The sequence below is a fragment of the Microcoleus sp. F4-D5 genome, from assembly GCF_036704885.1.
In the GTDB taxonomy this organism is placed as follows: domain Bacteria; phylum Cyanobacteriota; class Cyanobacteriia; order Cyanobacteriales; family Microcoleaceae; genus Microcoleus.
This window is the reverse complement of record NZ_JAUBSX010000059.1, coordinates 26,262-47,855: the sequence shown is the minus strand read 5'-3', so window position 1 is coordinate 47,855 and position 21,594 is coordinate 26,262. Positions and strand designations below refer to the sequence as shown.

Genomic DNA, 21,594 nt, shown 5'->3' with positions numbered 1-21,594 from the left:
CCTTCAAATGGACTTATTCGGGCAAAGCATTGAAGAAATAATCAATGGTAGGTTAACTCCCGCCTACGTCTACTAGCCAGTTTTTTTATGAGAGAGGTACTTCGATCGCTCAGCATTGCTAAGAAATTCCATTCAATGAACGATCGCCAAACTGCAACAACACCTAAATACAACCACCAAATTTTTGAGAGGTTGCTAATTCGCCTCGGTCAATCGATTATTTCGCCTCTGCTAAAAAGCTTGCAACTTCGTCTTGATGATATACTGCCCCGTTAAGCGAGCGGGAGTTTGGAATTTCGGATTTGCTTTGGCGGATATACTAAATGATGAAGAGGCCCTAATTTAGCTCGTAAAATTCAACCGACTGTTTACACAAGCTCATCACTGGCAGTCGGTTACTACTTGGAATATGCCAAAAATTTAGTGAAATATTGAGTTCGCGTTCCACTACTTGGATTTCAAGATGAATGATAAGCTTATTTAAAATATTTCAGATAGCATCACACTCTATAAAATAATCATATAATTCTAGGTTGATTTTCAAATTAAAAGCCTTTTCAAGATAATTTTTATGTTCACAATACTCAATAGGATAACATTCGTACATAGGATTATTTGATTCAACTCTAAAAAGTTTTTTTAGGTAAGAAAGGTTTACGTTATCCAAAACTTTCTCTCCTATAAAGTCGTTACCGCATTTAGCATACCAACGTACAACTCTTTGAACTACTGGTTTATGTGCGCTAATACTCATTACTTTATCCACTATTAAATTTATTTTGTAGAGAAGAGGGGCTTTATGCCCCCCATTTTTATTAACTTAGTTTACGAGTAGCAACTCCAGGTTTTATTCGTTCTCCTTTAATAGGCTCAAACTCACCCAGATGATTACCCCGTTTATCATACTTTTCCACTAAACCATGTCTATAATCCCACTCATATATGCACTCTTCATCCTCCCATCTACTTCTTAATCCCCCTACAAGGAGGAGGGGTGTTTTTGGTTTAACTCGCTTAGCTTTTGGAAAGGCTTCAAGAGTTTTTGGTGCGGGAACATATGTCATACTAATTTCCTTATATCTGTGCTTATTTATAACTACCCCTTAACACTCCTCCCTGTACTAAAGAGGGTATTGAAGGGAGTAAATTTTAGAAACACATTGGGAAATTAGTAGGCTTACTTGAAAAAGTTACTACTAACTTTAATGATTATAGCCTAAATTCTAGGGCTTTTATAGAACCCATTTGACATCTTTTAGTGATCGTCCACAACGGTCGATCGGCTTCAGAGCAGTCGGATCGGCTTCACAGCAGTCGGATCGGCTTCACAACAGTCGATCGGCTTCACAACAGTCGATCGCTCACAGCAGTCGCCCTCAAAAGCTTTTTTTTGAAGTCATTCGGTTGAAACGATCGCCTGGACAGATTTTCAAGTTGGTTGTCCCCCATCAAGTTTTGAGCTAAAATTACCATCACCCACACCCTCAAACCGTCATGCCGTATTCTAGTAACCTAACGGACTCCGAATGGTTCATCCTGGAACCTCTATTACATCAAATATTACCCGTTAAAAAGCGAACTCGACCCCCCAACAGGACAAAAAGAGAAATCTTGGATGGCATATTCTATCAACTCAAAAATGGTTGCAATTGGGAAGATTTACCAAAAGACTTACCACCCTACTCAACTGTATATTGGTATTACAAACAGTGGCGGTCAGAAGGAGTGATTGAAGAACTGATGAGTGTCTTACATTCTCAAGTACGAGCGCAGGTTAAAAAAAACCGAAGTGGACTACGTTAATCATTATTGACTCACAAGCCGTGAAAAATACCTGTAATGCCAGTATTGCATCGAAAGGATATTGTTTTTATAAATCTACCAATGGTATTAAAAGGCATCTAGCTGTTGACACGCTTGGTTTTCCGTTCTTTACTCACTGCACAAAAGCTAATTTATCAGATGATGCCGGCTTGATTGAAATGTTAAGTAAAAACCTCGATTATTTCAAGTCTAAACCCGTTAACATCCCCAAAATTACCATCTTGCTAGATAACGGATATCATCCCGAACATCTGACTATTGAGTTGCAGAAGATTTATCCACAAATTATGACTAAAATCAAGTTTGAACTCTCAAAAAAACCATCGAAAGTAGAAAAAGAAGCCCAGAGAAAGTCGGGATTTGTTCCGGTGAGGGCTAGGTGGATAATTGAACGATCGAATGCGAGTATGGAAAGGTGCAAAATACTCATTAAAAACTTTGAGAGAACCTTAGCTAATGCAACTGCCAAGGTTAATGTTTGTTTTATTAGGCTGATGGTCAAAAGGCTTGCAGCTTAAAAGATGTCAAATGGGTTCTATATAAAATATAGATATATTCTTATCCAGCAATCGGCTGGCTTGTTTTTTTTGCTTGCAGTTGATAGTTAATTCCAATTACAGGTATATGTCAGTTTACCCTTGCCAAAATCTCTGGCAGGTAACCGTTACGAAATTTGGCTTTAGACATATAAGTAGCTTCTTTTATTGTCCATTGCTTGTCGGGAAACAAATCAGCAACCTTTCCCAACTGAACTAATCCTCTATAATCGCCCGTAATTTGAGAAATGATTTTAGCGATCGCCTTACAACAAGCATCAGGGTATTTGACAACTTGCAACTCAGAAAACCGAATCACTACCCAATTTCTCTCTAAGAAAAACAGATTGCGCTGATTGTCTTTACCCCTATCCACACAATGATGAGGCTTTCCCGTTCGCCCATCATAAGGTTCATCAATCTCGATATCTATTGCTAAACCTGTCGGTTTATGAACCAAAATAAAGTCAGCAGTGTAACGAAAAGATGTACCGGGTATAGGAAATTCACCACCCATACAGAAGTCATAAAACCCAGAGAAATAACGACATAAGTAAACAAAAAACTGTTTTTCACTTACCCCTTGCTGTGCTCCTCCCTTACTCTGACTTGCTGGCGGTTGAACAATTTTTTTCAACAACTTCTTAAGCAGTTTATATCGCTCCTGCAACAGAGAATTATATTGCTCAGTTTCCTTGCCATTGGGCTGCAAGCTACACAATTGATAACTTTCGTATTTGGATAGCTGTTGTTGATACTCAGCTAGTCGTTGCTTGTAGCGATCGCGCACTTGAAAATCAACAAACCGCAGATAGGAAAAAGTCGCTACTGCACTCACTGACGAACAGGTTACCGATGACCAGAAAGCCATAACACTCATGCCAAACAGCCAGTTAACCAACATTACTACCGCAACACTAGCTATCCAAAGTTGAATTACCAGGGAATAACGAGAATTATTGGAAACTGGCAATCGCGGCGTCAAAGGCGGTTTTCTTGTAGAGGAAGCACTTTCTTCCAAAATAGGTATCGGGTTATCCGCGCAAAACTGACGAATTGAATCGGGGATAAGAATAACTGGGTAAAAGCCTCTTATTTGGCTCATGGTTATGCTTTTTGTAGGCGATGTATAAGCTCAGACTATGTGTATTTTCAGCCTTTAAGCTACTAAATATGGGCGTCGTCTCCCATCAGACCAAGGAATTACAAATCTCTCTACCTAATTTCCGATGTCATCGATTTATAAATGGGCTAACGCCCTGTTTTTTTGGTGGAAATAATAATTTGGTACGCCACTACTCATGCCTACAAATCAGCCCAATAATACACAAAAAATTGCCACAGACCGTCTCAAATCCACGCGGGACAAACTGACAAGAAAAATCAAATTGGCATTGAAGACTGCAACGCCTGAAGAAACTCTGAAAGTGTGGATGTTGATGAAACGGCAAGAACTCAAGAGAACGACTCCTGGGTTATCGGAACAGCAGATGGAAAGTGTCGTGCGATCGCTAATCCTAGAACTGGGCTATGACATCATCGCTACCTCAACTACCTCACCTGCTGCATCGCCAGAACCAGAAGTTCAGACAGATGACAGCGAAGTGGGTGACGCGGATGAGGATAACGATGCTGATTTCACTAACGACGATCTTGAAGGCGACGAAGATAACCTTTCCGAAGAATTATCAGAGGTATCTGAAGAAAAACTTCCCTCTCGCAAGCAGCGGATTCCTGCTTTGAAAAAAGTAGAAGCCTTAAGGGCTTCTACGCGAAATGGAAAACACTCTTAAACATTGTTGACTTTGAAATACTCGACGAGGTTTTACACAACTGTGTCCCTGGAAAAATGTGAAGCTGACAATACAACAAATTCGCCGATCGCCTGCACTCATACTCCTTTGTTTGAAATAGTGGATGTCAAATCCGACTTCCTAGAACTTATCCCAGAGACACAAATTGGGGAAGTAGGCGAGGAAAGCATTGACTATCATAGTTTGGAAGACGAACTCACACCAGGAACGCTAGCTATACTCGCTAGCCTTGAAACTTTTGATGAGTATTTTCATTGTTGTGGAAGGTGGTAACTAATGTATTTAGCTAAAGATTCGTTAGCCAGATATTCGATACAAGCAGTCGAACTCTGGAATCAATTGGAAACTGCTGAAACTCCCGAAGCAGAAGAGGCTATTCTCAAAGAAATTTGGGAAAACCAGACAAACCAGGAAATTGCTGCTGATACGCAAGCCGAACTAGCAGACCAACTAGATGCCGAAATTTGTGCCGTCAAAGCACGCTTAAAACATTTAGTAGAACTGCATACTAAGGCAATTGAACGACTGGAACGGTGGCGCAACAGTCTAGATAAAACTTTGCTACAATTTCACTCAATGGGAGTAATTCCTACCGAGATTGCGGGGCGATCGCGTCACATCCGACTCAAGGAAAATCCGCCAATTTGCGAAGTGTTAATAAATCCTTGTGATTTGCCAACAGAGTACCGCACAGAAAAGTTAGTTGTTACAGCCAACAAACGCAAAATTGTAGCCGATTGGAAACAAGGCATTCCCGTTGATGGCACTCGAATTGAGCGTAAACTTAGAGTCGAATACGGAATAGTACCATCAAATCTTACCTCTGCAACTGAGGTAATTTCTAATCGTGCTGCTGCAAACTCTCAGGAAACTCATTCAACTACAACGCAGAATACTGGGCGTAAAGAAAAGGCGCTTCCTAAAAGCATTGAGGGTTCTAACAAGAAGGTAAAAGCACGAGTTGGTTAGTAGAAAATCTTCAACCAAAGAAGTGCGGGAGGTTTCACTAACAGCAGATAGCTATACAATTGCAAGGGCTATCTGCTACCCCATCTTTTTGAATTACTCTAGTATAACTCTTTCTATGAACAAACACAACAACCATTCATTTGATATTTCAACCTTTGACAGAATTACCTACAGAATTTATCGAGGAAAACTTGTCATTTTGATTGAGGATGGAGACAATCACCTAGATATATCTTTTCCGATTAAAGATGGGCGATTATTCGTAATTCTTGGTTCGATGAGAGCCGCTGTCGCTGAAGCAATGACCGATTTCTTGGAAATAGAAGCCTACGCCGATGAGCCGCTTCTACTACTAAGTGGAGCTTTGAACAAAAATGATTTAAATTAACACCAGTAAGGGGGCGAGCGCCCATAAACACTATGACAATTATTAAATAATAGAGGAAAGATTCCAAAAGATTGGGCTGCTATTTGACCGCGATCGCAGATCCCGATCGAGTATCCGATGCAAACATCAGCAGACAGGCGTTCTGCGACAAGGAAATCGGACTACCGAAAGCACAGGCTCGCTTCGTTGAGATATGCGATCGCTTTATATCACGCAGCAGTGTGTGTGCGCGGTAGTAAAAGCGATCGCAAGTGAAGCAATAATACCATGCTAACCTTACTCCAAAAGATATTCTTGATGCCTCAAATTGTCCAATCTTCAATTGCCAACCCTGCCACTTTCCCGAAATCTCGATGATTACGGGTTAACAGAATCAATTCACGGGACAGTGCAATTGCCGCGATTCTTGCATCCATCTTTGCCAGTTGAAGCCGTTGTGACTTTAATTGCTCAAATGTCGTAGCTGCACCCGCATCGAATGAGATGAGGGGCAATACTTTAAAGTCACTAACGAGTCGCGCCATCATCTCATATCCTTTCACTATGTCATTATTTAGTTTGCCATCGAACGGCGCAGAAACTGGGATTCTATAATTTTGGGGGACTGGGATGTGCTAGGCTGCCATCTCCGATGTTTCAGGCTCCTGACCTTTTGAATACGCCTATAGTCCACCCCTTATTAGTTAATTTCAACAAAAAGGATCGTGCCAAGCCATAAAAAAATTTGGGTAGCTCATGTTTTGGGAACAAGGCCAAATCGCTTTGTAGCAGTTGTAATAGAGATTAAAATCACTTTCAGCAACCCGATCGCATAGACAGTCTTTCATGGATGAAACTGCTAACTCTAACTGATGGTTTAGGAGTATTTTACCCAAACATTCAGCCACTAGAACACGGCTCAACGAATCGGTATTAGAGTGAATCATTTCAATCAGTGTTTTGACTGCTTCATCATTACCTGTTCCAAGTTGTTCTAGTTTTTTTGCTGCTCCAACACGAATAGATGAGTCAGGACTGCGGCAAATCAGATCGATTAGTTCTGTAATTGATTCTGGATAGTTCGATGTGATTTCAAGTAAGGGGGCCAACGCAATTGCTTTAGGGTGCTTATCTGCAAGTTCTATTAAGCGACTAGCTGTTAAATGATGAATTAAATTATTAGGATTAAATTCATTATAACTATCAATTGTTTTGATGAGAGTTTCAATTGCTTTTTCTAAGTATTGAATATCAATCTTAGCCAAATTATAAGCTGCTTTAGAACGAAGATTACCATTTTGTTCAGAATCCATTAATTCAATCAAAGTATTGATAGCTTTTGACTTGTGACTCGGTGCGATTTTAACTAAACAGTCAGCAGCTTTAATGCGGGTAAGCATATCGGGATGGCTATCAATTAGGTTAATTATAGTTTTAATTGCTTCTAAATGGTTAAACGCAATTTGCCCTAAACTATCAATTGCTTGATAGTGGTTAGAGTTACATTCATAACGGGTGGCATCAGGGGTGCTAGTGCAAATCAAAGAAAGGAGAGTAGAAATAGCTTCTGGTGAACCCATACCAATTTCCCCTAATGCCCAAACCAATAAATAACCGATACAAAGATTTAGCCTATTGTTGATTGTGTCAATTACGGTAGTGATAGCAAGGGTACGATCTGTCTCTGGAAGTGTTTCTCTGGCCAACTGTGCGATTGGAGTGTCAAACGTCTCCAAACTGAAGCCGAATCTAACAAGCCACAACACAATCTGCTTAGCACGTCTACACTGTTTAAATTCGGCTATTGCCGACGCTGCTAAACAACACGCTTGAGAAGAATAAAAGTCTTGACACCTATCCTCAAACTCTACCAATGACTTAATAAATTTTTCTTTCTCCTCATTGTCGAGATCCTCACGTCCCAACCATAGTAAAATGACCTCTTTCCACTGGGGCTCAAAAATGAGATAAGTACCTTTATCTGGGTTGTGAGGAACGTGCTTTAAAAAGTAATCCCAATGCGGTATAGATTTCGCTGCAAAATACTCCTTAAATGAGTCATGTATAAAGTCATAGACCTCTTGATAAGGACTCACACGCTGCAACCATCCAAGCTGTTTGATAGCTAACCGAAATAAATCCTCATCCGATTCTCCTAATTCAGAACAGACTATGGAACGCGACAACGGAGACTCTCCTCGCTCAATTGCCTGTTTTGCCAATTGTCCTAGAGAATTTATCAAGCGTTGCTTCTGGGATTTAGAGTCTGGAATACTCCGGTCATAGTCTGTATTAAGAAACCATTGAATTAGACCGGCTTTGGTACGGGGCAATTTGCGTAGTGGTTGCCAAGTACGACATAAAAAGGTTAAATATAGAGGATTACTAACTAAATCTTTAATGCGGTGATATATTGGCTTATTTAACTCAGCCCATAAATCTTCTGCGTCATTGGCAAACCAAGCATCAATGCACTGTTTGATTTGCTCAATTCCCAAGCCTAGATTGTGATAAGTATCAAACTCTAAAACTTCTAAAGCATCTTTGCTGGAGTTCCAGATATTTGTCCGACAGGTTAATACTACTCGGCACTTTCCTACCCAGCCTGTCAACTTTTCGATCAATTGGCTTCCCTGCTCTTCAATTCCATCCAGCAACAAGCAAATACGACCATGTTCCAAGTGTTGCTCTAGGTTTGCAATCCATTCCGGCGGTAAAGAGCCTAGCTTTTCAGAACCTTCTTGCAGCCACTCTTTCAAATATTGGTGTAGCGGTTTTGTGCCTACCTCTCTCCCATCAATCCAGATCGGTACTTCATCTGTCTGTTCCAACTGTTCCAACATCCAAAACCCAATTTTGAGCAATAACGTAGTTTTTCCAGCCCCCGATTCTCCAATAATCGCTAACCGTCTCCCTTGGCTTTTCGGACTGTTTTTTCCATCCCGCAGAACTTCATCAAAAAACTGTTTCTCTGTGTCAAAGCTTTCTGTTACCCCATAACCAATACTTCGGTTAGCCCGATCTTTTTTCTGCTGTAGCAATCCCAGTGGCACAAAATCTAGTTGTTCAAAGGGTAGCCTATCCGCACCGTTGAGCCAATAATCGACGGTAAGGCGTCTTTTACGCTCAAGCATGGTAAGGCAAAGTTGTCGCCAGTCAGGTGCGATCGCGCTTGGCAAGCCATTATCAACCTCCTGTATTGCCAACCCCTCCCATTGTGTTTTTAGCCATGCTTGTAACTTATGCAATTTACCAGGTTTCCTGCCTGCGATATCAGAACAATCTTTAGCAAATTTTTTGAAAATTTCTGTTAACTGCTTCGTTACTGAATCATTAGTTCCAAGAATTGCCTCAACCTCAACAACACTCGTGACTCTATTTTCATCAGGCAGGAGCAATAATAGAATGTTGATTTGGGTGGTAGATAACTTATGTGTAACAGCTATGTTAGTCAGGAAGATGCTCCAAGTATTCATAGTCTACATTGATTTTAGCAGGAATTACACCTATTTTACCTCAAAATCACATTATAAACTAATTTTTATTATAACTGCACTGTCTAGGTGTTTCAAATTTTTTCCGAGCAAGCTTTATAGGTATCTGGATAGTTTTTTCCAGTTTAAATGGAAGGTTTTTTCCAGACGGATTTTTATGATTTCAACTTAATCTGGGTTCAATCAGCAATCCACCTATCCAAAGAAGAGGATAAACTTATGGACAACTTGCAGACTTCAAACGGATACTCCAAATCTCAACCCACCGCCGTCCAACTTGCTTTCCCTTGGGGTGAGGAACAAATTCTGGATAATTCTCCTGCATCAACGACTAAGCGCGTAACTCAGCACAAAACTTCAAGTGAGAAACAACACTCGCCACAAGTTGTGGTAATTCTCATTTGTAAGTAAACCTGATAATCTTTACAGGGCGGCTACCGCCGCCCCATCGAACCAAACGCCCAACCCCACTACTCTGCGTCCCTTACGCCTAGACCCTATCGATATATGTAGGGTCAGCCTGAATTCGCTCATCGAAATCCATATTTTCCCATTCTCCAATAACCCTCCCCGGTCTGTCCATCAAATCCGCAGGAGCGCTACTGGGACGCACGAATGGGTATTTATCCTCATCTTCAGGAGCGATCGCCAATTCCACCAGCTCGGTATCCTCATCTTCAAACAGATCCGGATTAACAATTGCATCAACCTTTAGATTCATTTCAATCACCTTAAAAACACTTCCAACGGTCAACACTTGACCGAGTTTCAACCTGTTAAGGCTTAGATAGACTTTTCTTACCTGCCTTACCAACTGTTTCAACAATTCCTATTCTAACACCTCAATTCTAGGGAGAAATAAACTCATGGTCGCCACAGTTGTTACCGAACAAGGACTCAAGATTCCCGTTTTCGATGCCGCTTACACTGATGCCAAAGGTCGAAATGCAGGCAAATTTTTCAACAATCCAGAAATCCTGCGCCACTCAATTCTGCAAGCAATGTTTCAACCAGAAGAACTGAAGTCATTAACGATCGTCAAACTCGACAAATCCAATCCAGATTCTCGCCAATTACGCGCCAGCATCCACGACCCAGAAGACGGCATCAAGCGACGCATGATATTTCAATCTGGCAACAGTTATTACTTTGGTGACGAAACCCTAGCCAAAAAGATCGGAGACTTATTCGTAACCGAAAAAGACACCGCCTGTCGCTACGGTTCCCTTCTAGTCAGCACTTGTATGTCCGGCGTATCAGAATGCGACCATCTGCGAGTAAAAATTGTTGATTTCACCGACCCGCAATATGCTAAATATCGAACCGGAGACTGTCACGGTGCAATCAGTTCCGAATTACTCAAAAGCATCGGCGGCGAGAAAAATCGAGCCAGCCAATTTCGTTTCGCTTGGCTTCGCAGTTGGAATACAGACCATACAGAATCCACACCCCAAGTCAGCTTTCTGGCTAAAGGAACCATCCGTCCCGATGACAATTTACTCGACTCATTAGCCGACTCTGAAGGGAACAAACCTCAACTTATTTTAGACCGTTCCAGCATCAAAGGCATCAATAAAAAACGACTCAAAGAACTCATTCCTTGTGGCGATTACGAATTACCAAAAGCCATCCTTGGCAATCGCAAAAACAGTCAAATCGGCATCACCCAAACAAGCTGGCAGTCCACTGGGGTTTGGTTCGACGAAGACGCCCAAAAACAAGACCTAGTACCAGCAGCTAAAGCCGAAGCTCAAAGACTAGCAGCACTACAGCGCGACCCGATGAAATTGCGCCAAGCCATAATTGAAGATTACGACAAGCGCGAAGCATATTTAGCTCGTTTGAACGAAAGAAAACTCAAGGAACAGCAGGACAAACTATCAACTACAATTGAGGACGAAATCAACGGTGACAGCGACGAAAGTACCGAGGATAAAAAGCGGGAAAGACAGGACATCCAGATGCTCAAATCCGATAAATTCGGACTGATGATAGGCAGTCCCGAATTCACCAATATGGCAGAAAGGTGGCTGGCATCCAAATGGCGAAATCTGGCAACCAGGGGAGCTTTATCAATGACTTCTGCAATGGCTTTACCCTGCGAAGATTTACCCAAAGGCACGGTTTGCGCTAACCATTTAGAAGCAGGAGAATGCGTTCAAGGTCGATTCCCAATTCTCAACAAAGATGGTCTGAGAATATACCAGAATATCCACGCAAAAAACCTGGAAAATATTCCAGAAGAAACTCGCACTGTCATGGCGAAAATCAAAGGTGTAATTTGGTTCAATCCCAAAGACTTAGAAAAGTTCCATCAAGGAGACTTTGATGGTGACGAACCCTTTGGCATCGAATCTCGAAAAATCCCTCACATTGCCCAACAAATCTTACCAGCACAAGACGGGTTATTTGACTTCGGGGAAGTGGTACAGGCTGAGAAAGTTCCCTATACGAAAGTTCGGTATCGAGAAGACGATTCTGAAGTCAGACAAGGTAAAGTTAAAGCAGGCGATCGCAAGTTTACCACCCTAGAACAAATCGGAGTTGCCAGTTCTCAAAATGAAGTCGGAATCGTCGCTTTAGCCATCGGCAAGGTAGCAGCAGCACTCCCCAACCCCGGCGAAGATGAAAAGCTATTTCTCAAGCAGCAAAAGCGATTCATCGCCGCTCTCAGCATCATGGAACAGTACGAAGTTGACTACCAGAAAAACTCGCTGCGGGGTAAAGATGCCAAAGAAGTGAAAGACAAAACAGGTCTAAATCCCGACACTTTACTAGAAAAAGTAGATGAATGGTGCGAGAAACATAAAAGCTGCACTTACTTTTTCCAGTACAAAGGAGACGACCGACTGTACAAACAATTTCCCATGCCCGCCGATTTTCCCAATGCTGTTTACGTCCTAGCCAAAGAAGCCGTTAACCCTTATTGGGAACAGACGCGACTCATCCACCGCAACCGAGATGAATTTCAGCACATTCTTCCCCCGATTCCGGCTCATCTCATCGTGTCGAAAGACAATCGCAAGGAACTAGATGCAGCAGGCATTGAGTACGAAAAAGAAGGAAAAGAATTGCACGTTTCCTATGAGTACAAAAATGCCTTAGTAGAGAGAGGAATCGAGTACCGACACAGCAAAGAAAATGATTTATATTGGGAAGAAAACGAATTACAATGGGCGAAAGACCTGGTGCAGCGCTTTCAAGAGGACAAAAGTATTATCTACGATCGCACTGGCAGCGACATCAAAGCTCGAAAAGAGGAAATGGGCAAACTTTATGACAGCTATCGAGCCGAAATTGACGAAATTTGGGATACACCTGACAGAAAAACCAGGGCTGCTCATGCGTTATTCCAAGCTACCCACACTTCCGATAATTTGAGCAAACACCGGACAATTTGCCAGAAGCTAGCAGAGGATTTGGAAATTACCTTTTCCCTCCAAGAAGACTACGAATTGCTTCACGAAGCCTTGCCGCGAGATGTCTACGTTCTGCAAGTTCCTTTCCAGAAAGTGAAAACTAAAGACGGCAGAACCATTGACCTTCCTAACCAATGGAAAGACGCACTGGATAGCAAAGGCATTGCATACGAAGCCACTGCCCATCCCGAATTGCCTCTAGTTGAATTCGCCTTCAAAAACTTACCTCAGAGCATGGTGGCGAAACTGGATGCTAAATATGGAGATAATTCTAACGATCGCATCGACACCGACTCTTTGAAAGTAACCAACTACTCCGGTAATGAAACCAGACTCCTCATCGTACCTCCCGTCGATTGTCGGTGGATTGAGTCTCAAGATAAAGCAGGTAGAGGCGCACTTGTTTACAAATTATTCATGGATGAAATATCCGATGCTTTGTCAAATTATCGGGTAAATCAAATAGAAGTAGTCAATGTCAAACATCCCGATAACGATTACTCAGAGGAAGATTTCTCCAAGTCAAAATGGAAGGATCGGAAAGTAACTTTGCAAGTGGGAACGATAGATTTACCTCCCACTCACGAGAAGTATTACCGATTTCAAGGCACTCCGATTATCCAGTTGGATGGGAAAAACTTGGGTACATTTTCCCCCGAAAGTCCTAAGTTTCCCCCTGGAACTACTTTTGAGGCGACGCTTTCCCCCGACAAAGGCGGCCGGTCGGTTATGCTGAAAGTCGATCGCGAATCGATTCGGTTGCCTGAAATTCAATTGCCATCGATCGATTCACCTGAAGTATCTCAGACTTCTGATTTGGCGAAGCCTGCGGGAAACGCGATTCGCTCAGCGATCCGCCCAAACGGAATTGCTCAAAACAGTAGCACGTATCAACCGCCAAAATTCCAACAAGAATCTGCTTCAAAACCAGAAACGGCAGTTAATAACGGAAAGCGCGACACCACCAACGCTAAAGCTGACAACTGGCGGCTTTCTCTGCAAGACACGCTCTTTAGCGTCGTGTCGGAAACCTACAAGCAACGGCGATGCCGACAGACGGCGACGGAGCGATCGCAGCTTCCTTCCGATAGCACTCAGCACTTTAAGTTTGGCGACAACCAATGGACAGCTTACGTACAGCCGAATGGGGATTGCTTTGTCAGAAACGAGTCCAAGCGCACCGTGTTTAAAGCTAACGTTCACACCGGGGATGTTCAAATTCCCCTGACAGAGCAAGCAGCAGCTCGTTTTCAAGAGATGATTGTGGAGCGAGAGAAAGCTTTGTCCCAGTCCCGAACTGCTTTCACGCCTGCGTCTGAATCGAAACCGAGGGAGTTGGAAATGGTTTAGTCGAGAAGGGGTGGTTGGGGAACTGGGGCGATCGCACAACCCCCAATGGAAAATTTTCCATTGGGGGTTATCACTGTAGTTTAGACTAACCAAAGATGAGAACGGTGGCAAAAGAAGAACTAGAGCCACCGCTGGGAGAGAATGAGGGTGAAAAATAAAACCTATCCACTCCTTAAATGAACAGTGAACGGTTAAGGGACTTTCGTCAAGCAGCATACGAATTATTGGTGCAAGCCAAGGATGCCACATTCGAGCTGATGGATGCAGTGATGACCACTCCGAATGCGTCGTCTCTCGCGGAATTTTCACTCAATCCATTATTCAAGCGTCAATAGCCAAGCACTTATGAAGCGTTACAAGACTGTAGACCAGACCGAAAAAAACTGATGCTGCTGTATGGAGAGCAATTACAGAAAGAAGCACCCCCAACGGAACACATATTAGTAGCAATCGACCACACTACATGGGGGAGACCAGACGCCAAAACGTTAAAAGACAGAACCCATGAATATCAGAGGGGCGTAACTATTGGACAGGGATACAGTACCATTGCGTGGATACCAGAAGCTCAAGGAAGTTGGGCATTACCCCTACTCCATGAAAGAATTAGTAGTGGGTCTTCACCGATACTTCAAGCAGCTTCCCAACTTAAACTTGTCTGTGAACAGAGCGTCAACCCAGTTTTAGCAGTTTTGGATCGAGAATATGGCAATGCAACCTGGGTATTAGCGCAAGCAGATATTCAAGCTGATTGCTTAATGAGAGTCCGAAAGAATGCCTGTTTGTGGTCAGCACCACCAGCATATAGTGGTCGCGGTAGACCACGAAAACACGGGCAAAAAATGAGACTCAATGACCCAACCAGATGGCTTCAAGCGAATACAGAGATTGAAATTGAGGAACATCCAGATTTGGGAAAAGTCCTCCTCAGACAATGGATTGACTTGCATTTTTATCGTGCCCCTGAACAAAAAGTCAATTTAATCCTGGTAGAAAGAATGAAGCCAATGTCAAATGGTCAGCCGTTTCCACCCTTATGGTTGGCTTGGGTTGGAGAACGAACTCTACCTTTGGAAACAGTCTGGTTCAAATATTTACGACGTTTTGGAGTCGATCATTGGTATAGGTTTGCTTTCGCAACGATTGCATTGGACATTGCCTAACTTGAGAACTCCCGAACAATCCGAGCGTTGGAGTGATTTAATGCCCTTGATGAGTTGGCAACTCTGGTTGGCCAGAGATTTAGTAATCGAGAATAGACTGACGAGAGCAATCTGCTACTATCAATTTAACTTTACTGACGTGTTGCCCAATCAATGTTTTCGCTTTTAGTTGACATTGGTACTCCAACAAAAATGCCCAAACAGAGGGGAAAATCCCCCGGTTGGGAAAAAGGAAAGGTACGTACCAAGGCACCGTGCTATCCCACTGTCAAAAAACGGGTTTCAAGGGCGTAAAAAGTCTTCAAGATTAGCTATTTAATCTTATACTTTTTGAGTTTTTGAGTAACAGCTTGCCTAAGATTCAAAGGTGGCTACTTTTAGCTGCGCTCATTTTTTAGTCTAAACTACAGTGTTTTATCTATCTTGCTCATCTTTTAAAGCAATACAACTTGTGCCAAGAGGAAATTATCTTGACTAATTAATGAAAATTATTTACAAATATCTACACATCGATCTCAATCGTTATTCACTTGAAAACATTAAATAGTATTGACAGCAATACTCTCCTAAATGCCGCAAAATATCTTGGCGGTCTTGGGTTAAATTACTGACCTGCTTCGCTCCATTTATCGTCACTAAATGCACCGCCTGAAACATCTGAAATATCCAGCGCATTGTCGGCTTATCGGTCAATTTATTTACCTGATTTTTCACTTGCTCGTTGATAGCTGATAATTGTTGTCTCAATTTCCTTTGTGCCAGGTTATGTACTAACAAACACAGTCCCATTATCATTCCAATTGCTTCAACTCGCTCGGGCTTTTTCACGAATACGCTCGAAGTGAAAAATAACGGATATTTGATAAATCTAAATCCTCTCTCATTACTTTGCTGCGCTTTGTATTCCGATAATACTTCTGAATTACTCACTGCTTCAGTATCTAAGATATTTGTGGCTAATATAAATCTCCCAGCTTTGACTTTTTCCGCTTCTATTGCTGAATTTCGGGGTTCTATTTCACCTGTCACTTGATAGACTATTGTCTGTGTCTCGCTCGATTCTTTGAGCTTTATTTTTGTTTTTTTAACTGGCTTTTCTTGGGATTTAATTTCTGTTATTTGGTGATACTTCCATGAGTCTGATAACTTTTTTATCGCAGCTTCTGCATCGGCAATACAAGCAAAGTTTTGTGTGGATAGCTTACGCAGTGTGGCTTTTGCTGCTTCTAACTGTTTCTCTACTCTCTTGACTATTTTTTTAAGATCGGCTTGCTTTCTGATTTCACTTTCTATTACTAGCCATCTTTGCTTGATGTTGGCATACTCACTGGTTCTAGTTGCTATTTTATAGCCTTTTATTTGAGAGTCTTTCCACTCACTCTCTTCTATGTTGCAGATTTTATCTTGAGCTTCTTTTATGCTTAATGGTACTCTGGTTATCCATTTCATTTCTGCCATTGCTGACAAATTTTCTGCTGTGTATAAGGCACTGTCTGCTACACATATCCCATCAAATGTCCACTGTTTTTTAAATTCTTTCAATCTCTATACAAAAACACTTTTATCGTCGGCATTTCCATCATCTATTTTGAGATATAATGGTACGTCTTCATCTCCAGTTACGACCAGAGCAAGCATAAATTGTTTGAGGTCTGGTCTTCGATCTCTTGAATAGCCATGAACGATTTTTATGGTTGTCATAGAAGATTCTGTATCTACAGAATTAAGTGAAGTAATTAACATCCACAAACAGCAAGTAGCAGTCGCTCAAGTATTTCTGTCATTAATAGATGAAGCTTTTATCGCCCATGAGTCCTGGCGAAATACAAAAGATCGACTCATCTATGACTTGTGGGCAACTGATTTCAAAATACGATTGAATCTTGCCCTTGACACTTGGTTGAGCCTTGTGGGTTATGCTGCTGGTTTGTTACTCAAATCCTTACGGGATAAGGCTCAACAGTGGTGGTATTTTCTCAATGACCCCTCGGTGCGTCCAGATAATAATTTAGCAGAACGTTCTCTACGGCTAGCTGTCACGAAACGGAAAGTGTCTGGCGGCTCTCGTTCGATGAAACGATTTGAGGAAACGGCTAATCTATTGAGTGTGATTCAAACTTGTCGTTTTCAAGCTCGTTCAGTAATGGCTTTTTTCCGTGAGGCTATTTCTGCCCATTCTTGTGACTGGGCTATGCCTGAGATCGTTCCCATTTTTCAGACCTGAATCCTTACCTGGAAATAAACTTAATATGGCCAACCGTTCTGATGTCAAATTAGAAACTTGATGAATTCCTTGAATATAAACGGCATGAATCGATTGAAAACTTTGGAATATCCAGCGCAAAGTAGGTCGATTTGTTCCTTTGCCCAATTGATTTTTTACGGTTTTATTAGTGAGTTGCAAGTTTTGCCGAAGTAACCTTTGACCTAAAGTATAAACCAACAAGCACAAACCCATGATCAAAGTTAAAGCCTCGATTCTTTCCGGCGACTTGAGGAATACGCTATCCGTAAAAAATAGGGGGTCTTTCAGGAACCCAAACCCTCTCTCTGTTGACTGCTGTTCCTTATATTTTACAATCATTTCATCAGGACTTAATTGCGGAGCTTCCAGCACATTAGTAGCTAAGATAAATCTGCCACTAGCTTTGGTTATGCGGGCTACCACACTAGCATCTAATTCCAGTTTTGTTTCAACTTTAAATATCAAGCTAGAGGTAGATTTGTTATAAGAAATTGTCGAATTATTAGCTGGTCTTGCTGTAGTTTTTCTGCTGCTAATTTGAGTTAAATTATGATATTTTAGTTGTTTGGATAAACGACTTGCTGCTGCTGAGGCATTGGCGTCACAAGCAAATTCAATATTTGATAACTCTCGCAACTTTTTCTGACCCTCAACTTCAGCTTTTTTGAGGTTTTTTGATAGTTTACGTTGGTCAGCATCACGACGTAAACTGCTCTCTACTACCTGGATAAATTTGGGAATTTAGCAATAAACCTACTATTTTTTAAGCTGTGTAGCCTCGTTTTTCCACTACGTACACTTTTTCAGCAAGCCCTAAGTATAGTGGGGCGGAAACTATCCCTAATCCATTGATAATCATGGCTTTGACTACCAGACCGGGACTGACTATCTCGCCTGGTTGTTCGCCTACTAATTCATTGATTTTTTGGACTATTCCTATGGAATCAACTAGACCGGCTATCAAGCCCAGATGATCTAGGTTTTCCACTTTCATCTGGGATGCTTTCTGCATGGGCTGCTGAATCCTGATTTGAACGTTCATCGCGATCGCCAGTTTACACTATTTTTGGTGATGATTTGTTACACAAGAGCGATCGCCATTAACGCATTTTCGCGGATGCGATCGGGTTACGGATCTGTCATAAACTTGCTCTTTTACCGAGCGCCACCAAAATAATTGAGTATTTTTACTCGCTCTTGTCTCGGATGATTTACTTTTACCCCCTCAATTCGTGTATGTGCCAGTTCGGGGTGCGGAATGTGGGTTGAAACGGCAACTTGAGAACAACCGCCATGCGACAGCACGTTCACGGCCATCAGGGGAAAGTTGCCAGAGTGAAATCCTGCAAGGAGCAAGGGTTTCAGCCTACTTTGCCCCCGGTAACAGCTTCGCTAGATCTACCCCAATATGCGAGAGGTTTTGTGTGGTTTCGCCGTCGGGCCGATCGAACGCGCGATCGACTTTTGGTTGGTGGGTTCGGGGTGTCCAAGCGAGTGCGGTGGCGCGATCGACGGGCGAGTCAAAACCGAAGAATTATCGGGATGTGTGGACAGTTATTACCAAGAGCGATCGCGAAGTTTTTATTAGTTCGAGATCTCCGGTTTCCGCGTCGTTTGACTGCCGCCGGGGCATTTATCTTTTACGCGGCCGGCACCAACTCTGATGATGAGAGTGCAAAATGTGGGTTCTAACATTTAGCTATGTGGATATCCCACAGATTATCTATACCCAAACGCCATACATTTTGAATTTCGGGTATTTTCTTGAGAGTGGCTTCAATCGTTTGGATTTTCTCCATTTCGTGAGACATTTTGCTGGAAGTAAGCGGCTCTAGGGTGAGAAGCAGATCGATAGTATCTGTCTGTCTGTTCTTCAGGATTGAAGTTTTGTTGAATCAGCGAGAGAAAAAAACCTTCTTAAGATACATGGGTACGATACAGGGGGCAAAAAGCTGACTTTTACTTGCAGCGTCAGGATTTGCAAGATTTGAGCATCCCCTCTACGGGGGGAACTTCAGGTTAGAGTTAGCCCACTAACGGGGGACAGACCACGATCGCACTTTGCCCAAAGTGACTGGCATGAGATTAGCAACGTCGATCGTGAATCGATACACCTTTTTGGCGCGACTGCTGTTTTCTGAGTCGAAAAACTTCAGCTTCACATCCCAACAATTACTATTCAAGCGACAAAAGGGGCTTTTTTCAACTTCAATGCTGTCTAGTCCCATGCCGCTATTAATGGCTTCAGCAAAGGTGGAGGCGGCTTGAAAGGCGTTAGTGGCTGCAAAATTGAGGGCGCGATCGCGATCGAGGTGTCCTAAGTTTCGCAAATCGTAGTAAATGCGATGCAGAAAACTCTTGAGGGAACGCCGCATTGCCACACCATCAGGTTCGCTGGTTTCAGGGCTAACGGTAGCAACGGCTGCTTCCACAAGGGCGTTGACTTGCCAACCGTACATCCCTCTAATATTTGGCAGCGCAAGGACAGGAACAACCTGCCCGGAAAAGAGTTCGACGGTGCGAGCGGTCAGATTGCCGGGAATGCTGACTCGCTCGATATAATCATCGCTAGATTCGGCCTGAACTTGTCCAGCCAGCAACATCCCAAAGACGGCATAGATTTCACTGGCAAAAGCCTTTTGAGGTTCTAGGGCGTAGATGGGGGTAAGTTCCTGATTCAACGTCCAGATAAGAGATTTGCTTTCAGCAGGGCTTAACTCTAGGTGATTCACCATATGGCGGGCATCGTAAGGATTGGCAGGAACTAAAACACCATTGATGCTGAATGCAGGCATCTGTTGCTTAAAGGTGTCGCGACGGGCTTCGGAGCCGAAATCGTAGCCGAGGGTGCCGAGGGCGTAGACTTTGCTGGAAACGGCGCTGGGGGTGATGGTGGAAGGGGTGAGGGAAGTAGGAGAAGCGGGGGGAGAAGAGGGAACGTCTGCAAGTGTGGCTGAGGCGGTGATGAGTTGAGTGGGTGCAGGAGTGTGAATCTCGCTCTTGGGTTGAGAAAAGTCGGTCAGCGCAGACTCGGAACTATCTGGGAAAGAATTGCTGTTGGCTGGCAGAACAATGTGTGGACGGACAGCAACAAGCGGTTGAATGCCGGGTAAGGGCTGCCCAGTTAGTAATTGATACGCTCCAGCAATGTTCAATTTCCCGGCTAAACAACGTTCTGGTTCTGCAACTTCTTTAGGGTCGCACTTAATGGCGCTGTTGAGAAAAGCCATCCGCACTGCTTCCGCGTTTGGTTGTTCGCCGCGTTGCAATTGTAGGCTCATCATTAAGGCAGAAAGACCAGTCATTAAGGGGGCAGCTGAACTGGTTCCTTCTTGGCGTACGGGTTCATCGGTGCCTGGTTGTGCCGCCACGATATTTTCGCCCGGTGCTAGGATGCCTTGTTCCTGATACTGTCCGCCCCAGTTGCTGTAGTTTGCAGGTTGTCCATTATCCTTCATCATGCCCACTGCTAGGACATTTGGCAAAATCGCAGGAGCACAAAACCATTCGCCTTTGTTGTTGCCTGATGGAGCGACAATCAGAATATTATTGTCCTGACATTGTTTCACCGCTTTCTGGATCATCTCCTGGGCAAACCCGGTTTGAGTAGGATGACAGGCGGCACAGTGAATGATGTTTACGCCCAATTTCAATGCTAGGTTAAATGCGTGAGCCATGTTGAGGGGAGAGAGTGCCTCATCGCTACTTGCGGTTTCAAATAGGGGAATGTTGATGGCGGTACAGTAGGGAGCGACTCCTTCCACTGGGGAACCTGGTTGCCCAAACAGTGTGCTAAAGAGGCCTGTTGCATGAAAGATACCATTTAGACGTTCCCCCACAGGCTTAGGAATTGAGTCTTCCAGCACCTTGATTTCTGCTTCTAACTCCTCAATTGTAGGGCCGTGGTCAATGCTTGTGGGTAGTTTTGGCTTGAGTGTTGTTTGCTGCTGCTTGGAGTTATTTAACTGGCGATATTGTTCTAATAACTGCGCTTCCGTGTTTTCTAATACAGCGTTGAAGATGGTTGTCATGGAATTGTGCGATCGCACACTATTTGACGGCGTAACCTGAGCAATGGATGGTGAAATTTGCTCGGATTTACTCTCTAATGCTGTGTTTGTATTCTGATTTTTGCTCTCCTTCAATGCCTTCTTCAAAGCCTTTTTTTTATCTGTAAGCGCCCTGATTTGTAGTTCTTTTTGGATGTAAACCGGATCGATCGGCTCTAAGTCTGGTTGCCAAAAAGCTGTGGCTTTGCTCAATTTAGCACCGCGAAAGCAGGCGCGATCCAGATCGGCTGCGCCATCAAGGACGGCAATTTTGATGCGAGAATCACCGAGGGTAAGAGCTTGCAGGGCAGAAAAACCGGGAATGGTATTAAGGTCAGGCATACAAGTAATTGATGAAATGAAA

The 21,594-nt window shown here is 43.0% G+C and carries 22 protein-coding genes and 3 pseudogenes; 14 read left to right on the top strand and 11 right to left on the bottom strand.

Annotated features, from left to right (window positions below; translation table 11 throughout):
* Positions 1 to 87 precede the first annotated feature (87 nt).
* The gene (locus QUA80_RS23700; protein WP_333427464.1) at positions 88 to 276 is read left to right on the top strand and encodes a hypothetical protein; all 189 of its coding nucleotides are present in this window, start codon (positions 88 to 90) and stop codon (positions 274 to 276) included.
* Positions 277 to 490: 214 nt separating this feature from the next.
* Here the strand turns inward: QUA80_RS23700 and QUA80_RS23695 are convergent, their stop codons facing one another.
* Both QUA80_RS23695 and QUA80_RS23690 read right to left on the bottom strand, forming a co-directional pair.
* Positions 491 to 754: a DUF7683 domain-containing protein gene (locus QUA80_RS23695; protein WP_333427463.1), complete on the bottom strand. Its 264-nt coding sequence runs from the start codon at positions 752 to 754 to the stop codon at positions 491 to 493.
* 61 nt (positions 755 to 815) lie between these two features.
* On the bottom strand, positions 816 to 1,064 hold the full coding sequence (locus QUA80_RS23690; RefSeq protein WP_333427462.1) for a colicin E3/pyocin S6 family cytotoxin: 249 nt from the start codon (positions 1,062 to 1,064) through the stop codon (positions 816 to 818).
* A 181-nt stretch (positions 1,065 to 1,245) separates the two neighbouring features.
* Between QUA80_RS23690 and QUA80_RS23685 the strand changes: the two genes are divergently transcribed.
* From QUA80_RS23685 to QUA80_RS23680, 3 genes are read left to right on the top strand one after another with little or no spacing between them, the layout of a single operon-like run.
* Positions 1,246 to 1,464 (top strand): hypothetical protein, encoded by a 219-nt coding sequence (locus QUA80_RS23685; RefSeq protein ID WP_333427461.1) that lies wholly within the window; start codon positions 1,246 to 1,248, stop codon positions 1,462 to 1,464.
* Positions 1,465 to 1,494: 30 nt separating this feature from the next.
* Complete coding sequence (locus QUA80_RS33920; protein ID WP_445302283.1) at positions 1,495 to 1,803, top strand: transposase; 309 nt, start codon at positions 1,495 to 1,497, stop codon at positions 1,801 to 1,803.
* On the top strand, positions 1,803 to 2,342 hold the full coding sequence (locus tag QUA80_RS23680; protein WP_333427468.1) for a transposase: 540 nt from the start codon (positions 1,803 to 1,805) through the stop codon (positions 2,340 to 2,342). The genes QUA80_RS33920 and QUA80_RS23680 overlap by 1 nt, the downstream gene beginning before the upstream one ends.
* 109 nt (positions 2,343 to 2,451) lie before the next feature.
* Here QUA80_RS23680 and QUA80_RS23675 read toward each other — a convergent pair whose 3' ends face one another.
* Entirely contained in the window at positions 2,452 to 3,465 is a 1,014-nt protein-coding gene (locus QUA80_RS23675; protein ID WP_333427460.1) for a hypothetical protein, read from the bottom strand.
* Between the two features lie 196 nt (positions 3,466 to 3,661).
* On the opposite strand from QUA80_RS23675, the gene QUA80_RS23670 reads away from it, so the two are divergent.
* The 4 genes from QUA80_RS23670 to QUA80_RS23655 all read left to right on the top strand — a co-directional run bounded on the left by QUA80_RS23670 (position 3,662) and on the right by QUA80_RS23655 (position 5,531).
* Entirely contained in the window at positions 3,662 to 4,153 is a 492-nt protein-coding gene (locus QUA80_RS23670) for a hypothetical protein (protein WP_333427459.1), read from the top strand.
* A gap of 42 nt (positions 4,154 to 4,195) precedes the next feature.
* Positions 4,196 to 4,447 carry a hypothetical protein gene (locus QUA80_RS23665; protein ID WP_333427458.1) on the top strand — a complete coding sequence of 84 codons (252 nt, stop codon included), beginning with the start codon at positions 4,196 to 4,198 and terminating at the stop codon, positions 4,445 to 4,447.
* A 3-nt stretch (positions 4,448 to 4,450) separates the two neighbouring features.
* Positions 4,451 to 5,143: a siphovirus Gp157 family protein gene (locus QUA80_RS23660; RefSeq protein ID WP_333427457.1), complete on the top strand. Its 693-nt coding sequence runs from the start codon at positions 4,451 to 4,453 to the stop codon at positions 5,141 to 5,143.
* 115 nt (positions 5,144 to 5,258) lie between these two features.
* A complete protein-coding gene (locus tag QUA80_RS23655; protein ID WP_333427456.1) occupies positions 5,259 to 5,531 on the top strand; it encodes a hypothetical protein in 273 nt (90 codons plus the stop codon).
* Positions 5,532 to 5,833: 302 nt separating this feature from the next.
* Here the strand turns inward: QUA80_RS23655 and QUA80_RS23650 are convergent, their stop codons facing one another.
* Both QUA80_RS23650 and QUA80_RS23645 read right to left on the bottom strand, forming a co-directional pair.
* Positions 5,834 to 6,073: a hypothetical protein gene (locus QUA80_RS23650; RefSeq protein ID WP_333427455.1), complete on the bottom strand. Its 240-nt coding sequence runs from the start codon at positions 6,071 to 6,073 to the stop codon at positions 5,834 to 5,836.
* A 147-nt stretch (positions 6,074 to 6,220) separates the two neighbouring features.
* Positions 6,221 to 8,986 carry a HEAT repeat domain-containing protein gene (locus QUA80_RS23645; protein WP_333427454.1) on the bottom strand — a complete coding sequence of 922 codons (2,766 nt, stop codon included), beginning with the start codon at positions 8,984 to 8,986 and terminating at the stop codon, positions 6,221 to 6,223.
* A 237-nt stretch (positions 8,987 to 9,223) separates the two neighbouring features.
* Here QUA80_RS23645 and QUA80_RS23640 point away from each other — a divergent pair, with 237 nt between their 5' ends.
* Positions 9,224 to 9,415: a hypothetical protein gene (locus QUA80_RS23640; protein WP_333427453.1), complete on the top strand. Its 192-nt coding sequence runs from the start codon at positions 9,224 to 9,226 to the stop codon at positions 9,413 to 9,415.
* Between the two features lie 79 nt (positions 9,416 to 9,494).
* On the opposite strand, the gene QUA80_RS23635 is transcribed toward QUA80_RS23640, so the two are convergent.
* On the bottom strand, positions 9,495 to 9,725 hold the full coding sequence (locus tag QUA80_RS23635) for a hypothetical protein (protein WP_333427452.1): 231 nt from the start codon (positions 9,723 to 9,725) through the stop codon (positions 9,495 to 9,497).
* A gap of 145 nt (positions 9,726 to 9,870) precedes the next feature.
* Between QUA80_RS23635 and QUA80_RS23630 the strand changes: the two genes are divergently transcribed.
* The 3 genes and pseudogenes from QUA80_RS23630 to QUA80_RS23620 all read left to right on the top strand — a co-directional run.
* The gene (locus QUA80_RS23630; RefSeq protein ID WP_333427451.1) at positions 9,871 to 13,773 is read left to right on the top strand and encodes a hypothetical protein; all 3,903 of its coding nucleotides are present in this window, start codon (positions 9,871 to 9,873) and stop codon (positions 13,771 to 13,773) included.
* Positions 13,774 to 13,949: 176 nt separating this feature from the next.
* Positions 13,950 to 14,108 carry a hypothetical protein gene (locus QUA80_RS23625; protein WP_333427450.1) on the top strand — a complete coding sequence of 53 codons (159 nt, stop codon included), beginning with the start codon at positions 13,950 to 13,952 and terminating at the stop codon, positions 14,106 to 14,108.
* Between the two features lie 42 nt (positions 14,109 to 14,150).
* A pseudogene (locus QUA80_RS23620) lies at positions 14,151 to 14,936 on the top strand (transposase); the annotation flags it as partial.
* Between the two features lie 522 nt (positions 14,937 to 15,458).
* Here QUA80_RS23620 and QUA80_RS23615 read toward each other — a convergent pair.
* Positions 15,459 to 16,637, bottom strand: a pseudogene (locus QUA80_RS23615) (IS1634 family transposase); the annotation flags it as partial.
* Here QUA80_RS23615 and QUA80_RS23610 point away from each other — a divergent pair.
* On the top strand, positions 16,627 to 17,160 hold the full coding sequence (locus QUA80_RS23610; RefSeq protein WP_333427448.1) for an IS66 family transposase: 534 nt from the start codon (positions 16,627 to 16,629) through the stop codon (positions 17,158 to 17,160). The pseudogene QUA80_RS23615 and the gene QUA80_RS23610 overlap by 11 nt on opposite strands.
* A gap of 12 nt (positions 17,161 to 17,172) precedes the next feature.
* Here the strand turns inward: QUA80_RS23610 and QUA80_RS23605 are convergent.
* A pseudogene (locus QUA80_RS23605) lies at positions 17,173 to 17,904 on the bottom strand (IS1634 family transposase); the annotation flags it as partial.
* Positions 17,905 to 17,944: 40 nt separating this feature from the next.
* A complete protein-coding gene (locus QUA80_RS33915) occupies positions 17,945 to 18,223 on the bottom strand; it encodes a DUF4277 domain-containing protein (protein WP_445302282.1) in 279 nt (92 codons plus the stop codon).
* A 366-nt stretch (positions 18,224 to 18,589) separates the two neighbouring features.
* Between QUA80_RS33915 and QUA80_RS23600 the strand changes: the two genes are divergently transcribed.
* Positions 18,590 to 18,769, top strand: a complete 180-nt coding sequence (locus QUA80_RS23600) for a hypothetical protein (RefSeq protein WP_333427447.1) — start codon at positions 18,590 to 18,592, stop codon at positions 18,767 to 18,769.
* Between the two features lie 100 nt (positions 18,770 to 18,869).
* Here QUA80_RS23600 and QUA80_RS23595 read toward each other — a convergent pair whose 3' ends face one another.
* Together QUA80_RS23595 and QUA80_RS23590 are read right to left on the bottom strand one after the other, a co-directional pair.
* Positions 18,870 to 18,992 carry a hypothetical protein gene (locus tag QUA80_RS23595; RefSeq protein ID WP_333427446.1) on the bottom strand — a complete coding sequence of 41 codons (123 nt, stop codon included), beginning with the start codon at positions 18,990 to 18,992 and terminating at the stop codon, positions 18,870 to 18,872.
* A gap of 222 nt (positions 18,993 to 19,214) precedes the next feature.
* On the bottom strand, positions 19,215 to 21,572 hold the full coding sequence (locus QUA80_RS23590) for a PatA/PatG family cyanobactin maturation protease (RefSeq protein WP_333427445.1): 2,358 nt from the start codon (positions 21,570 to 21,572) through the stop codon (positions 19,215 to 19,217).
* Positions 21,573 to 21,594: the final 22 nt, after the last annotated feature.